The sequence below is a fragment of the Streptomyces sp. NBC_00090 genome, from assembly GCF_045160815.1.
Lineage (GTDB): Bacteria > Actinomycetota > Actinomycetes > Streptomycetales > Streptomycetaceae > Streptomyces.
This window is the reverse complement of sequence record NZ_CP108224.1, coordinates 1,491,471-1,507,882: the sequence shown is the minus strand read 5'-3', so window position 1 is coordinate 1,507,882 and position 16,412 is coordinate 1,491,471. Positions and strand designations below refer to the sequence as shown.

The window sequence follows — 16,412 nt, the reverse complement described above, 5'->3', positions numbered from 1 at the left end:
CGAGAAGGCCGTGCCGTCCGAGAAGGCCGAACCGTTCGAGAAGGCCGAGAGCCTTCGGAGTCCGGAGGGGGCCGGCGATTCGCCGGGCTCCGCCGGTGAGGACGGCGGCGAGGACGCTCCTGTGCCGGGGGAGGCGGACGTTCCGGTCACTCCTGCGGCTTCCGTCGGGGCCGAGCCGAGCGGGCGCCGCAGGCTCGGCGCCGCGCTGTGGCCGCCGCGGGTCACACGGGCCCAACTGATCGTCGCGCTGCTGCTGTTCGTCCTCGGTCTGGGCCTGGCCATCCAGGTCTCCTCGACGAGCGACAACAGCGCGCTGCGCGGTGCGCGGCAGGAGGACCTGGTGCGGATCCTCGACGAGCTCGACGACCGTACCCAGCGCCTGGAGGACGAGAAGGCGCGGCTGGAGAAGCAGCGCACCGAGCTGGAGTCCAGCTCGGACCAGGCCGAGGAGGCGCGCAAGCAGACCCAGGAGAAGGAGCGGCAGCTCGGGATCCTGGCCGGCACCGTCGCCGCCGAGGGGCCGGGGATCACCCTGACCGTCGGCGATCCCACCGGTGCGGTGGAGTCGGACATGCTGCTCGACGCCATCCAGGAGCTGCGCGCGGCGGGTGCCGAGGCGATCCAGGTCAACGGTGTCCGGGTGGTGGCGGACAGTTATTTCACCGGTAGCGGTGACGACATGCGAATCGATGGAACGAAGGTGGCCGCTCCGTACGTCTTCAAGGTCATCGGCAAGCCGGAGGATCTCGAGCCCGCGCTCAACATCCCCGGCGGTGTCGTGCAGACCCTGGAGAAGGAACAGGCCACGGCCACGGTGGAGCGGTCGGCGAAGATCGTCGTCGACGCCTTGCGACCCGCGAAGCGGCCTGACTACGCTCAGTCGTCCTCCCAGTGAGACGGGGGACGAGGGGGTCCCGCGACAAGGGCATGACGTTGCGGGGGGTCGGCGCACCACAACGGTGGTGCGTGGTGGAAACTGTCCGGAGGATACGGACGTTGTGAAGGTGTCCGGGTCGGCAGGTGTGATGGATCTCGGTTCGTCCTGCCCCACGGGCGGGTCTGTTTCGGTCAAGGGGAATCGCCCGTGAAGTTGTTTGCGAAGTTGTTCGGCAAGAGCGCACGCGAGGATGGCGGCAACGCCCGGCACCGCGCGCCGCGCCATGCCCAGAGTGAGGAGCAGGGCGGCGAGCGCCCGCTCTTCCGCGATGAGGTCGGCGGTCAGGGTGGTGACATTTCGGGCACTCAGGGCGCGTCTTCTGTTGACCCGGCCGGGGCCGCCCGCATAGGTTTCGGAGAACCATCAACCTCAAGTACGGGTGGAGGGTTTACCCCCGACCCGTATGCGACACAGACCTCCGCGGGGATGCCGCGGCAGGAGGATGCGTCCATGCCGGTGTGTACGAGGTGCGGTCACCGCAACGCGGCCGACAGCCGCTTCTGCTCCCACTGCGGTACGCCGCTGCGGGGCGGGGTCGCCGCCGAGCGCGCGTCCGAGACGACGTCGACGATCTCCATCTCGGGGCTCGAGGCGTACGACGCGGAGATCACCGGCCAGAACGCCATTCCGTCGCTGTCTCCGGAGGCGCTCGCCGCCGTGGAGGCGCTGCCTCTCGGTTCCGCGCTCCTCGTGGTGCGCCGGGGCCCGAACTCGGGCAGCCGCTTCCTGCTGGACGGCGAGCTGACGACGGCCGGCCGTCACCCGCAGAGCGACATCTTCCTGGACGACTTCACCGTCTCCCGGCGGCATGTCGAGTTCCGGCGGGCGCAGGACGGCAGCTTCACCGTTGCCGATGTCGGCAGCCTCAACGGCACGTACGTCAACCGTGAGCCGATCGACTCGGTCGTTCTGTCCAACGGCGACGAGGTGCAGATCGGCAAGTACCGGCTGGTCTTCTACTCGAGCCAGCGGGGCGTGTGACGCCTCGGAGAAGCCTTCAGGGAAGGTCCATGCTGCGAACACCGACGGGCGGTGCCGGATCCGGCACCGCCACCGCGGGCGACCGGCTGGTCAGCATCGGCACGGTGCTGAACCAGCTACGCGACGAATTTCCCGAAGTGACGATCTCCAAGATCCGGTTCCTGGAGGCCGAAGGGCTCGTCGAGCCCCGACGGACGGCGTCCGGGTACCGGAAGTTCAGCCCGCAGGACGTGGAGCGGCTCGCTCAGATCCTGCGGATGCAGCGGGACCACTACCTTCCGCTGAAGGTCATCCGTGAGCACCTCGACGCCCTCGCCCGGGGGGAGCAGATCAAGCTCCCGGCGCCCGGGCGCCGGGGAGAGCTGCTCGAAGGGCCCTGGGAACAGGACGGGGAGCGACCCACCGCCGTGCGGATCGGCCGGGCCGAGCTGCTCGCCGCCGCCGAGGTGACCGAGGCCGAGCTCACCGAGTGGGAGGCCTACGGTCTCCTCGCCGAGCTGCCGGGCGGTGGCTACGAGGCGGAGGCCGTCACCGTCGCCAGACTTGTCGCGGATCTGGGGAGATTCGGTCTGGAACCGCGGCATCTGCGGGGCGTCAAGGCGGCCGCGGACCGTGAGGCCGGACTGGTCGAGCAGGTGGTCGCGCCGCTGCGCCGGCACCGTAATCCGCAGACCAGAGCGCATGCGGAGGCCACCGCGAAGGAGCTCGCCGAACTCTCGGTGAGGCTGCACGCCGCCTTCGTACAGACCGCTCTGGGCATCCGGCTCCCGTGATCTTGGACGGGCCCCGACTATCCAAACCGGTCGGGCACGTCCTAGGGTTGCTGTGTGAACGAGCTCGACGTTGTGGGTGTCCGGGTGGAAATGCCCTCCAACCAGCCGATCGTGCTCCTGCGGGAAGTGGGAGGCGATCGGTACCTCCCCATCTGGATCGGACCGGGGGAGGCGACCGCGATCGCCTTCGCCCAGCAGGGGATGGCGCCTCCGCGGCCGCTGACGCACGACCTGTTCAAGGACGTGCTGGAGGCCGTGGGACAGGAGCTCACCGAGGTCCGCATCACGGATCTACGTGACGGGGTCTTCTACGCCGAGCTGGTCTTCGCCAGCGGCGTCGAGGTGAGCGCCCGGCCGTCCGACGCGATAGCACTGGCCCTGCGTACCGGAACGCCGATCTACGGCAGTGACGGTGTGCTGGACGACGCCGGCATCGCGATTCCGGACGAGCAGGAGGACGAGGTGGAGAAGTTCCGCGAGTTTCTCGACCAGATCTCACCGGAGGACTTCGGGACCAACAGTCAGTGAGACGCGGCCGAGGCCGCTCGCGAGGCCTGCCGTGCGGGCCGTTCGCGGGGTGCTGTCAGAGCATTCGAGTAGCCTTTCCCCGAAGAGAGATACGGGAAACCACTCTCAGGGTGATTATCACTCGGCGTGCCGAGTGTGGCGATCGTTGACGCACCCCGAGTGACTGCCTACCTTCGTGTGGGCAGGTCAAGGACGGAGGGTCGGCGTGATGAGCAGCGCGGACGGTACGGCAGGGAGCTCGCTCGGACGCGTGTCCGGGGAGACCGGTCCGTATCCGCTTCACGGCAGTGTGGGCGACTTCGGTACGGACGCGAGTGCGGGCCCGGCGGGTGAGGTGGTCGGCTACCGCGGCCCCACGGCCTGCGCGGCCGCCGGCATCACCTATCGCCAGCTGGACTACTGGGCGCGCACCGGGCTCGTGGAGCCGAGTGTGCGGCCCGCGTACGGTTCGGGGACCCAGCGGCTCTACAGCTTCCGCGACGTCGTCGTACTGAAGATCGTCAAGCGCTTCCTCGACACAGGGGTGGCCCTGCAGAACATCCGGGCGGCGGTGCAGCACCTGCGCGCCCGCGGTTTCCGCGATCTGGAGCGGATGACGCTCATGAGCGACGGGGCCACGGTGTACGAGTGCTCCTCACCCGACGAGGTCGTCGACCTGCTCCAGGGCGGTCAGGGAATCTTCGGCATCGCCGTCGGGGTCGTCTGGCGGGACGTGGAGGCGGCGCTCTCGCAGCTGCACGGGGAGCGGGTCGACACGGGCGAGACGCTCGTGGGGAACAACCCGGGGGACGAGCTGGCCAGGCGGCGGCGGGACAAGGCTGTCTGAGGGGCTGAGGGGCTGAGGGGCTGAGGGGCTGAGGGGTTGCGGGCTGAGAGGCTGCGGCGGCCTAGGGGGCCTGTGGTGTCTGTGGAGCTGTGGCGGCCTTGAGAGGGCTTGAGGTGGCCCTGTCGACCCTTGTGGCGACTTGAGGGCTGGGGGCCCGTGCTACGCCGCCCTTTGGGGCCCTGGAGGTCTCCTGGGGTGGCTGAGGCTCTTCATCGGAGGGCCGAGATCCCGTGGGCGTCGCGGTGGCGCTGTCGCCCCGTTGTCAGTGGCATGGGGCAGCATCGGAAGTGTGAGAGCCGCGCCGACGATCCTGCATCTCGACATGGATGCGTTCTTCGCCGCCGCCGAGCAGGCGGCGAAACCCAGCCTGCGCGGAAAGCCCGTCGTCGTGGGCGGCCTCGGGCCGCGCGGAGTCGTCGCCACCGCCTCGTACGAGGCGCGGCGGTTCGGGGTCCACTCGGCCATGCCGATGGGCCAGGCGCGGCGGCTCGCTCCGAACGCCGCCTACCTCGTCCCGCGCTTCGCCTTCTACCGGTCGATCAGCGAGCAGGTCATGGAACTGCTCGGGCGGCTCTCGCCGCTCGTGGAGCCGCTCAGCCTCGACGAGGCCTTCGTGGACCTGGAGGCCGGGGGCGTCGCCGACGACAGCGTGAGCGCGCGGACCGTCGGGGAGCGGCTGCGGGCCGACATCCTGGCGACTACGGGGCTGACGGGGTCGGTGGGGCTCGCGGGGTCGAAGATGATCGCGAAGATCGCCTCCGAGGAGGCCAAGCCGGACGGGCTCGTGCTCATCGAGCCCGGGACCGAGCGGGAGCTGCTCGGGCCGCGCTCGGTGCGGATCCTGCCCGGGGTGGGGCCCGCGACCGGGGAGCACCTGCGGCGGGCCGGGATGACCACCGTGACCGACCTCGCCGAGGCGGGCGAGGACGAGCTCGTACGGCTCCTGGGGCGGGCGCACGGGGCCTCGCTGTACCGGATGGCCCGGGGGTACGACGACCGGCTCGTGGTGGCCGAGCGCGACGCCAAATCGGTGTCGGTCGAGGACACCTTCGACGTGGACCTGCACGACCGGGTGCGGATCCGGACCGAGGTGGAGCGGCTCGCGGAGCGGTGCGTGGCACGACTGCGGGCTTCGGAGCACTCGGGGCGGACCATCGTCCTCAAGGTGCGGCGGTACGACTTCTCGACGCTGACCCGCTCCGAAACCCTGCGGGGGCCGACGGACGACCCCATGGTGGTGCGGGAGGCCGCTGGGCGGCTCCTCGAGGCGGTCGACACGACCGGGGGTGTGCGGCTGCTCGGGGTGGGTGTGAGCGGGCTCGCCGACTACACGCAGGAGGATCTGTTCGCCCAGGCCGAGGAGGGGCGGGCGTCGGCGGCGGAGGCCGAGGCCGAGGCCGAGGGTGGCGTCGTGGCCGGGGCCGCTGGGGCTGTCGGCGGTGGCGTGGGCGCCTCGGGCGCTTCGGCGGGCGAGGCCGGGCCTGCCGCGCCCGTCGAGCGGCGCTGGGCGCCCGGGCACGACGTGCGGCACGCGGTGCACGGGGCGGGGTGGGTGCAGGGGAGCGGGGTCGGGCGGGTCACGGTGCGGTTCGAGGAGCCGTGGTCGGCGCCGGGGCGGGTGCGGACGTTCTCGGTGGACGATCCGGAGCTGGAGCCGGCCGAGCCGTTGCCGCTGGTGCGGGGTGAGTGTCCGGCAGGGGCGTGAGGCCGTGTGGGGCGGTGGCCGGGGCCGGTGACTGGGTGCGGGTCGGGTGGGAACCCCAGCCCGGCCTTGCGGCCGGGCTGGGGTTCCCACCCGCACCACCCGTGCTGCCGAGCACACAGAGGTGCGGGTCTTCCCGTCGGGGCGCGGCGCCGTCGGCGACTGCGGCGAGCGTGGTGTGCCCGGGCTCGCGGCCGGCCGCCGCCTGCCGGCGAGCCCCTCCGCGCGGGTCTTCCCGGCCGGGCGCGGTGTGCCCGGGGTTCGCGGCCGACCGCCTGTCGGCGAGCCTGCTCGGAGGGGGATTCCACGCCTGTGCGGGCACTAGGTCCTCCGGTGGGTTGGCGTCCCGCTGTGGGACGCCCCCTCTGTGGGCTGATCCCTCCGGCGGGTCGCGTTCGTCCTGGGCTGGGCCCTTCGTCCGGTGGGCTGGTGTTCTCCCGTGCCCGTGAGGTGGCGTTCGGCGGGTCAGGGGCCGTCCTGGCCTGCCAGGCGGCCGAAGTCCTTGTCCTGGGTGTCCTGGGTGTCCTGGGGCGGGGGTGGGAGGGTGAGGTTGTAGTGGCGGTAGAGCTGGAGTTCCTGCTCGGGGGAGAGGTGGCGGCCCACGCCGAAGTCGGGGGCGTCCTTGATGAGTGCGCGTTCGAACGGGATGTGGAGGCCGTCGTCGAGAAGGTCGCTCGGCTCCAGGGGGACGAAGGCGTCCCGGCTGAACAGGCCGGTGCGGACCGCCGCCCATTCCGGGATGCCGGTCGCGTCGTCCAGGTACACCTCGTCCACGGTTCCGATCTTGCGTCCGTTCCGGTCGTACGCCTTGCGGCCGATCAGGCTGCGCGGATCGATATCGGTCTGCACGGTCCCTCCAACTGGTCGCAACTGCTCTACACCCCTACGAAAGTGCACAACTGGGATGTCGGCCACTTGAGCGATGGGAGCCGCAACCTCGCTGGTAGGCTGGCTGTGGCTGTCGACCCTGTGCGGGAGAGTCCCCCGGAGAAACCTTCCGGAGGGCGCCGAAGGAGCAAATCCTCCCCGGAATCTCTCAGGCCCCTGTACCGCGCGGACGAGGTCACTCTGGAAAGCAGAGCGGTGTCCACGGCATGCGCTCTCACCGACGGTGAAAGCCGGCGTGCCGCGAGGCGTGCCGGTGAAACTCTCAGGTTGAGATGACAGAGGGGGAGGCCGTCCGGGTACCCGCGCCGTGGTGCCCCTCGCAGGTCGTGACGACCAGGAGGCCTCCGTACATGACCGCCAATCGCATTCCGCTCTCCGAGCTCGAGCAGGGCATCCCGTTCGAGCAGCGGCACATCGGGCCCGACGCCGAGGCGCGGGCCAAGATGCTCGCCCAGGTCGGTTACGGCTCTCTCGACGAGCTCACCGCCGCCGCGGTGCCGGACGTGATCAAGAACGCCGAGGCGCTGGCCCTGCCGGCCGCGCGCACCGAGGCCGAGGTGCTCGCCGAGCTGCGCACGCTCGCCGACCGCAACCAGGTCCTCGCCCCGATGATCGGCCTCGGCTACTACGGCACCTTCACTCCGCCGGTGATCCTGCGGAACGTGATGGAGAACCCCGCGTGGTACACGGCCTACACGCCGTACCAGCCGGAGATCTCGCAGGGCCGCCTTGAGGCGCTGCTCAACTTCCAGACCATGGTCGCCGACCTCACCGGTCTGCCGACCTCGGGCGCCTCCCTCCTCGACGAGGGCACCGCCGCCGCCGAGGCCATGTCCCTGTCCCGGCGCGTGGGCAAGGTCAAGAACGGTGTCTTCCTCGTCGACGCCGACGCCCTGCCGCAGACGATCGCCGTCATCGAGACCCGCGCCGAGCCGACCGGTGTCGAGGTCGTCGTCGCCGATCTGAGCGAGGGCATCCCGGCCGAGATCGCCGAGCGCGGTGTCTTCGGTGTGCTGCTGCAGTACCCGGGTGCCTCCGGCGCCGTGCGGGACATCAAGGCCACCGTCGACCAGGCCCACGAGCTCGGCGCGATCGTCACCGTCGCCGCCGACCTGCTCGCGCTGACCCTGCTCACCTCGCCCGGCGAGCTGGGCGCGGACATCGCCGTGGGCACGACGCAGCGGTTCGGCGTCCCCATGGGCTTCGGCGGTCCGCACGCCGGTTACATGGCCGTTCAGGACAAGCACGCCCGCTCCCTGCCCGGTCGTCTGGTGGGTGTGTCCGTCGACGCCGACGGCAACCGCGCGTACCGCCTGGCCCTGCAGACCCGCGAGCAGCACATCCGCCGCGAGAAGGCCACCAGCAACATCTGCACGGCTCAGGTGCTGCTCGCCGTCATGGCCGGCATGTACGCCGTCTACCACGGGCCGGACGGGCTGAAGGGGATCGCGCAGCGGACCCACCGGTACGCCTCGATCCTCGCCGCGGGCCTCACCGCCGGTGGCGTCGAGGTCGTGCACGGCTCGTACTTCGACACCCTGACCGTCCGGGTGCCCGGTCGCGCCGACTCGGTCGTGGCCGCGGCCCGCGAGGCCGGGGTGAACCTCTACCGCGTCGACGCCGATCTCGTCTCGATCTCCTGTGACGAGACCACCGGGCGCGAGCAGCTCGCCGCCGTGTGGGGCGCCTTCGGTGTCGACGGCGACATCGAGGCCCTGGACGCGGTCGTCGAGGACACGCTCCCCGCCGCGCTGCTGCGCTCCGACGCGTACCTGACCCACCCGGTCTTCCAGGCGCACCGCTCCGAGACCTCGATGCTGCGGTACCTGCGCCGGCTCGCCGACCGCGACTACGCGCTCGACCGCGGCATGATCCCGCTCGGCTCCTGCACGATGAAGCTGAACGCGACGACCGAGATGGAGCCGGTGACCTGGCCCGAGTTCGGCCAGATCCACCCCTTCGCCCCGATCGAGCAGGCGCAGGGCTACCTCACGCTCATCACCGAGCTGGAGGAGCGCCTCGCCGAGGTCACCGGATACGACAAGGTGTCGATCCAGCCGAACGCCGGTTCGCAGGGCGAGCTGGCCGGTCTGCTGGCCGTCCGCGCCTACCACCGGGCCAACGGCGACCTCCAGCGCACCGTCTGTCTCATCCCCTCCTCCGCGCACGGCACCAACGCCGCCTCCGCGGTGATGGCCGGCATGAAGGTCGTCGTCGTCAAGACCGCCGACGACGGCGAGGTCGACGTCGCGGACCTGCGGGCCAAGATCGAGCAGTACCGCGACGAGCTGTCCGTGCTGATGATCACCTACCCGTCGACGCACGGCGTCTTCGAGGAGCACGTCGCCGACATCTGTGCCGAGGTCCACGAGGCCGGTGGCCAGGTGTACGTCGACGGTGCCAACCTCAACGCGCTGGTCGGTCTGGCCAAGCCGGGCAAGTTCGGCGGCGACGTCTCGCACCTGAACCTGCACAAGACCTTCTGCATCCCGCACGGCGGTGGCGGCCCGGGCGTCGGCCCCGTCGGCGTCCGCGCCCACCTCGCCCCGTACCTGCCGAACCACCCGCTCCAGCCCACCGCGGGCCCGGAGACCGGCGTCGGCCCGATCTCGGCGGCCCCGTGGGGGTCCGCCGGCATCCTGCCGATCTCCTGGTCGTACGTGCGCCTGATGGGCGGCGAGGGTCTCAAGCGCGCCACGCAGGTGGCCGTGCTCGCGGCGAACTACATCGCCAAGCGCCTTGAGCCGCACTTCCCGGTGCTCTACACCGGTCCCGCCGGTCTGGTCGCCCACGAGTGCATCGTGGACCTGCGTCCGCTGGCGAAGGCGACGGGCGTGACGGTCGACGACATCGCGAAGCGCCTCATCGACTACGGCTTCCACGCGCCGACGATGTCCTTCCCGGTGGCTGGCACGCTGATGATCGAGCCGACCGAGTCCGAGGACCTCACCGAGCTGGACCGTTTCTGCGACACGATGATCGCGATCCGGGCCGAGATCGAGAAGGTCGCCTCGGGTCAGTGGCCCGCCGACGACAACCCGCTGCACAACGCCCCGCACACCGCGGCCGCGCTGGGCGGCGAGTGGAACCACCCGTACACGCGTGACGAGGCGGTCTTCCCGGCCGGTGTCTCGACCGCCGACAAGTACTGGCCGCCGGTGCGCCGGATCGACGGCGCTTTCGGCGACCGGAACCTGGTCTGCTCCTGCCCGCCGATGGACGAGTACGACCACTGAGCATGAGCCACTGAGCACGAGCCACTGAGCACGAGTCGGTGAGCGCGTGCCGGTGAGTACAGGTCGAGGGCCGGTGCGGAGGATCTCCTCCGGGCCGGCCCTCGGCGTTTCACTCCCGTACGGTGATCTCCCCGCCCGCTCAGGCGGCGGTCGTCACCTGTCCCGCCGTCAGCGGCCGGTGCGGGGCGATGATCTGCCCGTCCGGCAGCAGTTCGCCGGTGTCCTCGAAGAGCAGGACGCCGTTGCACAGCAGGCTCCAGCCCTGTTCCGGGTGGTGTGCCATCAGGCGGGCCGCCTCCCGGTCGGCGGAGTCGGCGGTAGGACAGGCAGGCTGGTGCTGGCACATGGGTGGGTTCTTTCGCTGCGTCGTGGTGGATGTCCTGCGGCTCTTCGCGCTCACGGCCGCCCCCGTCGGTCGGTTCGGTTCCGGTCCCAGTCTTGCCCCACGGACGGTCTTCCGCAGGTATTTCGCGGCAGCTCGTCCTCTCCGGGGAAGACGCATCACCCGCAGGGGCGGTTCAGGTCAACTGCACGGTCTCTTCGGGTGGTTCGGGATGGCCCTAGCGGGCTAGTCCGTACGGGAGGAGTGTTCGGGCGGACCGTTCGGGCGCGGTTCTCGGACAGCAGTGCGCCCCGTGACCCGGTCGGGCCACGGGGCGGGGGCCGCGCGTGAGGTGTATCAGGCGGGCGCCGCCGAGCCCAGGAGGGGCGGCGGCGCGAGGCGCGTACTGAGGACGGGCAGGAGGTCGGCGACCTGGTAGGGGCGGTGGGCGGCGATCCCCGGCGGCGCGGGGGCCAGGGGGACCAGGAGGTCGGCCGCGGCCGGGCCGGCGGTCGTAGCGTCAGCCTCCGGGTCGGCGTGCAGGCCGGCGGTCGTGGCGTCCGCCTCCGGGTCGGCGTGGAGCCAGAGCGTCAGCATGTAGAGCTCCGGTACGGAGAGCAGCCGGGGCTGGTACGAGGTGGGCAGCGCCTCGGCCTGGAGCAGGGCCCGTTCCGTCGCGGTGACGTACGGTCCCTCGAAGAAGTGCGAGAAGGTCCAGCCGTCCGGGGTGAGCATGGTGTCCGCGGCGGCGATGGCCCGGTCTCCGCTCCGGATCAGGAAGCGCCAGCCGGCCAGCCGGGTGCGGGGTGCCCGTCCCGGCACCCCGGTGACACCGAGGACGTGTACGGGCAGCGGGAGTTCGGGGCTCAGTGGTCCCTGCGCGGCCCGCAGGGCGGGGGTTCGCGCCTCGCGGACGGCGGTCGGTGAGCCGAGGGCCGCGAGGACACTGCGGAGGGCCGGCACGGGGGCCGGGGAGGGTCGGAGCATGATGGGTCGCCTCTCGCTCAGGAGACACGGTGATGCGTGGGCAGGTACGACGGCGCTGTCAGCGGCGCGGCCAGAGAGGGGCCTTGGGGCCATGACCGGGCACCAACACTCTGCCTCGTCCGCGGAGTTTATACGACACGTGTTCACACAGTGTTTCCGCTAGACGTCACCGATATTCCTGACAAGACGTCATCCAGCCGCATTCAGGGGCTGTTGAAGCGGAATCATGACGTCGGCGCGCGTCCCACCTGCGTATTCCTCGCCGAGCCGGACGGCTGAATTCTGATCCCTTGTCACGAGACAATAGGACATTGGTATATGTCGACCGTCCGTGCCTTCGGGATGTGCCGGTGGAGAGCTCCCTCCAGCCTATCTCCCGACGGCCCCGTTCCGCAGGCGTTGTGGATCAGTCGGCTGGGCATCATGGTCCGTGACGCGCGGCCGTCGTCGCGGCTGCCCACGGTGGGAGGGACGCTTCGATGGGGGAGAAGGTCGATGCGGACGGGTTTGGACCGTCCGACCGGCAGCAGTACCGGCGAAAGCTCCAGCAGTGTCTGGCGGGGCTCGCGAGACTGCTGGCGGAGAAGAGGTTCGACCGGCCCCGCAATCTCATGGGCCTGGAGATCGAACTCAATCTCGCGGGTGACGACGGGATGCCCCGCATGCTCAACGCGCCCGTTCTGGAAAGGATCGCCAGCTCCGATTTCCAGACGGAACTGGGAATGTTCAATCTGGAAGTGAACATCGCACCGCACCGGCTCGGCGGGAGGGTTTTCGACCGGCTCGCGGAGGAGATCGGGACCGGACTCGGATATGCCGACCGCAAGGCACGGGAACTCGACGCGGGCGTCGTCATGATCGGCATACTCCCCACGCTCACCCAGAGCGACCTGGTCTTCGAGAACCTGTCGACCTCCGGCCGCTACACGCTCCTCAACGACCAGATCCTCGCCGCCCGGGGCGAGGACTTCACGCTCGACATCCACGGCGTCGAACGGCTCCTGTGCACCTCGGAGTCGATCGTGCCCGAGGCCGCCTGCACCTCGGTCCAGCTCCACCTCCAGGTGACGCCGACCCGGTTCGCCGCCGTCTGGAACGCGGCCCAGGCCGTGTCGGGCGTACAGATCGCCCTTGGTGCGAACGCGCCCTTCGTCTTCGGCCGCGAGGTGTGGCGGGAGTCCCGGCCGCCCCTGTTCACACAGGCCACCGACACCCGGCCGCCCGAGCTGCAGTCCCAGGGCGTACGGCCGCGCACCTGGTTCGGGGAACGGTGGGTGGACTCGGTGTACGACCTCTTCGAGGAGAACCTCCGCTACTTCCCCGCCCTCCTCCCCATCTGCGACGACGAGGACCCGCTGCTCGTCCTCGACGAGGGCGGGGTACCGCGGCTCCAGGAACTCGTCCTGCACAACGGCACGGTCTACCGCTGGAACAGGCCGGTGTACGGCTGGGTCGACGGGGTCCCGCACCTGCGCGTGGAGAACCGCGTCCTGCCGGCCGGGCCGACCGTGACCGACGTGATCGCGAACGCGGCCTTCTACTACGGGCTCGTGCGCTCGCTCGCCGACGAACCGCGGCCGATCTGGAAGCGGATGGCCTTCGAGGACGCGGAGGCCAACTTCGACACGGCCTGCCGCCACGGCATAGACGCCGAGCTGCGCTGGCCGCGCTCGGGCCGCGCGGGCGGTGTCGCGACCCTGCCCGCGGTACGGCTCGTCCTCGACGAGCTGCTGCCGCTCGCCGCGGCCGGTCTCGACGCCTGGCACATCGAGCCGGCGGACCGGGACTTCTACCTCGGGGTGATCGAACAGCGCTGTCTGCGGAAGGTGAACGGCGCCTCCTGGCAGGCCGACACCTTCCACAAGGCCCTGGAGTCGGGCCTCGACCGGGAGGCGGCGCTCGTGGCGACCACCCGCCGCTACCGGACGCTCATGCACGAGGGCGAGCCGGTGCACACCTGGCCCGTGGGGATCGACTGACATCTGCCCCGCGGGCCACGGGCGGCGCCCCGGGCCATGGGTGATCATGTCAAGGTAGTCGAGGCTGGACGAGACTGCCGGAACGGCATGGGCCCGCGACGGGGAAGTGGAGACAGGTGTGGTGTCGGAGCAACACGTGAGGGACGCTTCCCTGCCCCCCGGAGGTCTGCCGCGCGGGGTGCTGCGCTCCGAGACCCTGATCGTGCTCGCGCTCTCCCTCGGCGCGAGCGCGTTGTCGTCCCTCATCAGCTTCATCGGCTCCCTCACCAAGCCCGGGGCGCTGAAGGAGCAGGCGGCTACGCTCAACGGCTCGTACGCGCCGGGACGGCCGTGGCTCGACCTGTCCTGGCAGCTCTTCGGCATCGCATCGGCGCTCGTGCCCGTCCTCCTCGTCGCCCATCTGCTGCTGCGGGAGGGCGTCGGGCTGCGGGCCATCGGTTTCGACCGGACCCGGCCCTGGTCCGACCTGGGGCGTGGAGCGCTGCTCGCGGCCGGGATCGGCAGCGCGGGGCTCGCCTTCTACCTGGCGGCGCGGGCCACCGGGTTCAACCTGACGGTGGTGCCGGAGTCCCTGCCGGACGTGTGGTGGAAGTATCCGGTGCTGATCCTCTCGGCGGTGCAGAACTCCGTCCTGGAGGAGGTCATCGTCGTCGGCTATCTGCTCCGCAGACTGGGGCAGTTGGGGTGGACGCCGATGGCCGCCCTGGTGGCGAGTTCGGTGCTGCGCGGCTCGTACCACCTCTACCAGGGGATCGGCGGCTTCATCGGCAACGTGGTGATGGGGGTCGTCTTCGTCCTCCTCTACCGCCGCTGGGGCCGGGTCGGACCGCTGGTCGTGGCGCACGCGCTGCTCGACATCGTGGCCTTCGTCGGATACGGGCTGCTGGCCGGGAAGGTCGGCTGGCTGCCCACCGGGTGACGGGGCGGACGGACACGTGAGGAGAAGGGGCGTACGGCTTGAGCCGTACGCCCCTTCTCGCTCTTTATCCGCTTCTCTTCGCCTTGCTCCGTCAGGCGTGCAGGTCGCCCTCGATGACCGTGACGGCGTGACCGGTCAGCAGGGTGCGCTCGCCGCGCAGGCGGGTACGGACGAGGCCGGTACGGGCCCCGCCCTGGAAGCCGGTGAGCTCCTCGCGGCCGAAGCGGGTGGACCAGTAGGGGGCGAGCGCGGTGTGCGCGCTGCCGGTCACCGGGTCCTCGTCGATGCCGACGGCGGGGAAGAAGCCGCGGGAGACGAAGTCGTAACCGCTGTCCGGGTGTTCGGCGGCGGCGGTGACGATGATGCCGCGCTCCGAGAGGGTCACGAGGGCGGCGAAGTCCGGCGCGAGCGCGCGCACGGTGGCCTCGTCGCGGAGCTCGACGAGGAGGTCGCCGATGTGGACGGCCGTGTCGTGGACGGCGACGACCTCGGCGCCGAGCGCCTTCTCCAGGCCGTCGGGGACGGGGACCGGGGTGAGGGAGGAGGTCGGGAAGTCCATCGTGATCGTGCCGTCGGCGTCGGCGGTGGCGCCCAGGATCCCGGACCGGGTGGCGAAGCGGACGGCGCCGCTCGCTGTGCCGGTGGTGTGCAGGACATGAGCCGTGGCCAGCGTGGCGTGGCCGCACATGTCGACCTCGGTGGTGGGGGTGAACCACCGCAGGGCCCAGTCGGCCTCGCCGCCGGTGGGCAGGGGGTGGGCGAAGGCCGTCTCGGAGAGGTTGACCTCCGCGGCGACCTTCTGGAGCCAGGAGTCCTCGGGGAAGGAGTCGAGAAGGAGCACCCCGGCCGGGTTGCCGGAGAAGGGCTGGTCGGTGAAGGCGTCGACGATTCGGATCCGCATGCCGCCGACGGTACAAGGTGCGGAAATCCGTGGACCAAGGCCAATCGCCGACCACTGGACCGTTCCGGCCGGGAACGGGGCCCGCTCGGCTGGGAACTGGGCCTTGCCCGCCCTGCGGGGAGTGGGGCCCGCCTGCCCTGCCGGGAACGGGGCCCGCCCGACCGGCCGGAACCGGGCCGGCCCGTCCCAGAACTGGGCCGGCCCCGTCCGGCGTCCCACGGAGTGGGGCGGTCGACTGACTCGGGGGGCTTTGATGATGTTCGGGTACTCGGACGACTGGTGGATGGTGTTCCTCGTCCCGGCGGTGCTGTGGGTGCCGTTCGGGCCCTTCGTCATGGGCGGTATGGGGGTGTGGTGCGCGTTCCGCCCCGGCCTGCGGGCGCGGCTGTGGTCCCTGCTGATGCCGCTGCTCCCGGTGACGGTCGGCGCGATCGTCGTGGTGATGCCCCTGAGCCAGGAGAACAGGACCGACGACCTGATCGGCTACGTCCTCGTGTACGTCCTCGGCATCACGGTGCTGCCGTGGCTGCTGGGGTGGGGGATCACTCGGGTGGTGCGCGCGGTGCGTGCCGTACGGGCCCGGCGGCGGGCGGGGGTCACCGGGGCGACAGGAACCGGATCCCGGTGACATCGAGCGATGGCGGTTCAGCCCGCGCGATGGGGCGATGAGCAGACGTGTGATCCTTCTCGGATGCGAGAGATCGACGAGTTGGTCAATGTGGACGAGCCCGCGTGGCCGGAGCTTCAGGAGACGCTCGGGGCGAGCTCCGTGCCGGCTCAGGTGCTGCCCGTCGACGTCGACGAGGGACGCCGATGCCTTCTGCAGATGCAGGTCAGCGCGCGATCGGTGCTGGGCGCTCTGGCGTTGAACACCGGCGGACTGCTCGTGGACAACGGGTGGGTGCGAGTGTTCGGTGGGGGGTCGGTCGCTGATGGGGGGCTTCCGAGCCTGGCGCAGGTCAACCGATTCCCCGTGGACTTCGATCCGGTCTGGCATCCCGCGACAGGCCTTGTCGTCGGCCACGACGTCGTTGGTGGAGTCTTCGCGCTGAACGGTGGCGATCCTTCGGCCATGGGCCGGCCTGGGGCACCGGGACAGATGACGTACTTCGCTCCCGACACTCTGGAGTGGGAGGCGATGGACATGGGCCACTCCGGGTGGGTCTGCTGGCTGCTCTCGGGCAGGCTGGAGACGTTCTATGACGGGCTGCGATGGCCCGGTTGGCGTGAGGAGGCGGCCGCCCTGGCCCTCTCGCAGGGCGTTTCCGTGTATCCGTTCCTGTGGTCCGAGGAAGCCCATGCCGATCTGGCGGCGACGAGTCGGCGGCCTGTGCCGATGCGCGAGGTCATCGGAGTCGCCGCGGATTTCGCCCGGCAGACGGGGCCGTCCGATCCTGGGTTCCTCGGCGACGTGTGACCGGATGCACCGCCGC

At 70.8% G+C, this 16,412-nt stretch carries 15 protein-coding genes and 1 riboswitch; of the genes, 11 read left to right on the top strand and 4 right to left on the bottom strand.

Going from position 1 to position 16,412, the window contains the following annotated elements; all coding sequences use genetic code 11:
- Window positions 1-10: 10 nt before the first annotated feature.
- The 6 genes from OG361_RS06520 (at window position 11) to OG361_RS06495 (ending at window position 5,750) form a co-directional block, all read left to right on the top strand.
- The gene (locus OG361_RS06520) at window positions 11-895 is read left to right on the top strand and encodes a DUF881 domain-containing protein (protein ID WP_405852361.1); all 885 of its coding nucleotides are present in this window, start codon (window positions 11-13) and stop codon (window positions 893-895) included.
- 81 nt (window positions 896-976) lie between these two features.
- Entirely contained in the window at window positions 977-1,918 is a 942-nt protein-coding gene (locus OG361_RS06515) for an FHA domain-containing protein (RefSeq protein ID WP_384566906.1), read from the top strand.
- A 29-nt stretch (window positions 1,919-1,947) separates the two neighbouring features.
- Window positions 1,948-2,691, top strand: coding sequence for a MerR family transcriptional regulator (locus tag OG361_RS06510; RefSeq protein WP_405852360.1), 744 nt, complete (start codon window positions 1,948-1,950; stop codon window positions 2,689-2,691).
- 54 nt (window positions 2,692-2,745) lie between these two features.
- Window positions 2,746-3,219 (top strand): bifunctional nuclease family protein, encoded by a 474-nt coding sequence (locus OG361_RS06505; RefSeq protein WP_015032172.1) that lies wholly within the window; start codon window positions 2,746-2,748, stop codon window positions 3,217-3,219.
- Between the two features lie 208 nt (window positions 3,220-3,427).
- Window positions 3,428-4,045, top strand: coding sequence for a MerR family transcriptional regulator (locus OG361_RS06500; RefSeq protein WP_405852359.1), 618 nt, complete (start codon window positions 3,428-3,430; stop codon window positions 4,043-4,045).
- A 289-nt stretch (window positions 4,046-4,334) separates the two neighbouring features.
- Window positions 4,335-5,750, top strand: a complete 1,416-nt coding sequence (locus OG361_RS06495) for a DNA polymerase IV (protein ID WP_405852358.1) — start codon at window positions 4,335-4,337, stop codon at window positions 5,748-5,750.
- A 462-nt stretch (window positions 5,751-6,212) separates the two neighbouring features.
- On the opposite strand, the gene OG361_RS06490 is transcribed toward OG361_RS06495, so the two are convergent.
- Entirely contained in the window at window positions 6,213-6,596 is a 384-nt protein-coding gene (locus OG361_RS06490; protein WP_405852357.1) for a PRC-barrel domain-containing protein, read from the bottom strand.
- Between the two features lie 113 nt (window positions 6,597-6,709).
- Window positions 6,710-6,809, top strand: a riboswitch (glycine riboswitch).
- A gap of 176 nt (window positions 6,810-6,985) precedes the next feature.
- Between OG361_RS06490 and gcvP the strand changes: the two genes are divergently transcribed.
- Window positions 6,986-9,871 carry an aminomethyl-transferring glycine dehydrogenase gene (gene gcvP, locus OG361_RS06485; RefSeq protein ID WP_405852356.1) on the top strand — a complete coding sequence of 962 codons (2,886 nt, stop codon included), beginning with the start codon at window positions 6,986-6,988 and terminating at the stop codon, window positions 9,869-9,871.
- Window positions 9,872-10,010: 139 nt separating this feature from the next.
- On the opposite strand, the gene OG361_RS06480 is transcribed toward gcvP, so the two are convergent.
- Complete coding sequence (locus OG361_RS06480; protein ID WP_017238438.1) at window positions 10,011-10,217, bottom strand: DUF5999 family protein; 207 nt, start codon at window positions 10,215-10,217, stop codon at window positions 10,011-10,013.
- 333 nt (window positions 10,218-10,550) lie between these two features.
- Window positions 10,551-11,180, bottom strand: a complete 630-nt coding sequence (locus OG361_RS06475; protein ID WP_405852354.1) for a hypothetical protein — start codon at window positions 11,178-11,180, stop codon at window positions 10,551-10,553.
- A gap of 479 nt (window positions 11,181-11,659) precedes the next feature.
- On the opposite strand from OG361_RS06475, the gene OG361_RS06470 reads away from it, so the two are divergent.
- Window positions 11,660-13,159, top strand: a complete 1,500-nt coding sequence (locus tag OG361_RS06470; RefSeq protein WP_405852353.1) for a glutamate--cysteine ligase — start codon at window positions 11,660-11,662, stop codon at window positions 13,157-13,159.
- A 136-nt stretch (window positions 13,160-13,295) separates the two neighbouring features.
- Window positions 13,296-14,078, top strand: coding sequence for a CPBP family intramembrane glutamic endopeptidase (locus OG361_RS06465; RefSeq protein WP_384566608.1), 783 nt, complete (start codon window positions 13,296-13,298; stop codon window positions 14,076-14,078).
- 91 nt (window positions 14,079-14,169) lie between these two features.
- Here OG361_RS06465 and OG361_RS06460 read toward each other — a convergent pair whose 3' ends face one another.
- A complete protein-coding gene (locus tag OG361_RS06460) occupies window positions 14,170-14,979 on the bottom strand; it encodes a PhzF family phenazine biosynthesis protein (protein WP_405852351.1) in 810 nt (269 codons plus the stop codon).
- A 253-nt stretch (window positions 14,980-15,232) separates the two neighbouring features.
- On the opposite strand from OG361_RS06460, the gene OG361_RS06455 reads away from it, so the two are divergent.
- Complete coding sequence (locus OG361_RS06455; RefSeq protein ID WP_405852350.1) at window positions 15,233-15,607, top strand: hypothetical protein; 375 nt, start codon at window positions 15,233-15,235, stop codon at window positions 15,605-15,607.
- A 63-nt stretch (window positions 15,608-15,670) separates the two neighbouring features.
- Window positions 15,671-16,396, top strand: coding sequence for a DUF2625 family protein (locus OG361_RS06450; RefSeq protein ID WP_405852349.1), 726 nt, complete (start codon window positions 15,671-15,673; stop codon window positions 16,394-16,396).
- Window positions 16,397-16,412 lie beyond the last annotated feature (16 nt).

Bases quoted from the DNA above. Each gene is read 5' to 3' on its own strand.
- OG361_RS06500 (WP_405852359.1), top strand. From the start codon at position 3,428: ATGAGCAGCGCGGACGGTACGGCAGGGAGCTCGCTCGGACGCGTGTCC.
- OG361_RS06455 (WP_405852350.1), top strand. From the start codon at position 15,233: ATGATGTTCGGGTACTCGGACGACTGGTGGATGGTGTTCCTCGTCCCG.
- OG361_RS06470 (WP_405852353.1), top strand. From the start codon at position 11,660: ATGGGGGAGAAGGTCGATGCGGACGGGTTTGGACCGTCCGACCGGCAG.
- gcvP (WP_405852356.1), top strand. From the start codon at position 6,986: ATGACCGCCAATCGCATTCCGCTCTCCGAGCTCGAGCAGGGCATCCCG.
- OG361_RS06510 (WP_405852360.1), top strand. From the start codon at position 1,948: ATGCTGCGAACACCGACGGGCGGTGCCGGATCCGGCACCGCCACCGCG.
- OG361_RS06450 (WP_405852349.1), top strand. From the start codon at position 15,671: ATGCGAGAGATCGACGAGTTGGTCAATGTGGACGAGCCCGCGTGGCCG.
- OG361_RS06475 (WP_405852354.1), bottom strand. From the start codon at position 11,180: ATGCTCCGACCCTCCCCGGCCCCCGTGCCGGCCCTCCGCAGTGTCCTC.
- OG361_RS06460 (WP_405852351.1), bottom strand. From the start codon at position 14,979: ATGCGGATCCGAATCGTCGACGCCTTCACCGACCAGCCCTTCTCCGGC.
- OG361_RS06480 (WP_017238438.1), bottom strand. From the start codon at position 10,217: ATGTGCCAGCACCAGCCTGCCTGTCCTACCGCCGACTCCGCCGACCGG.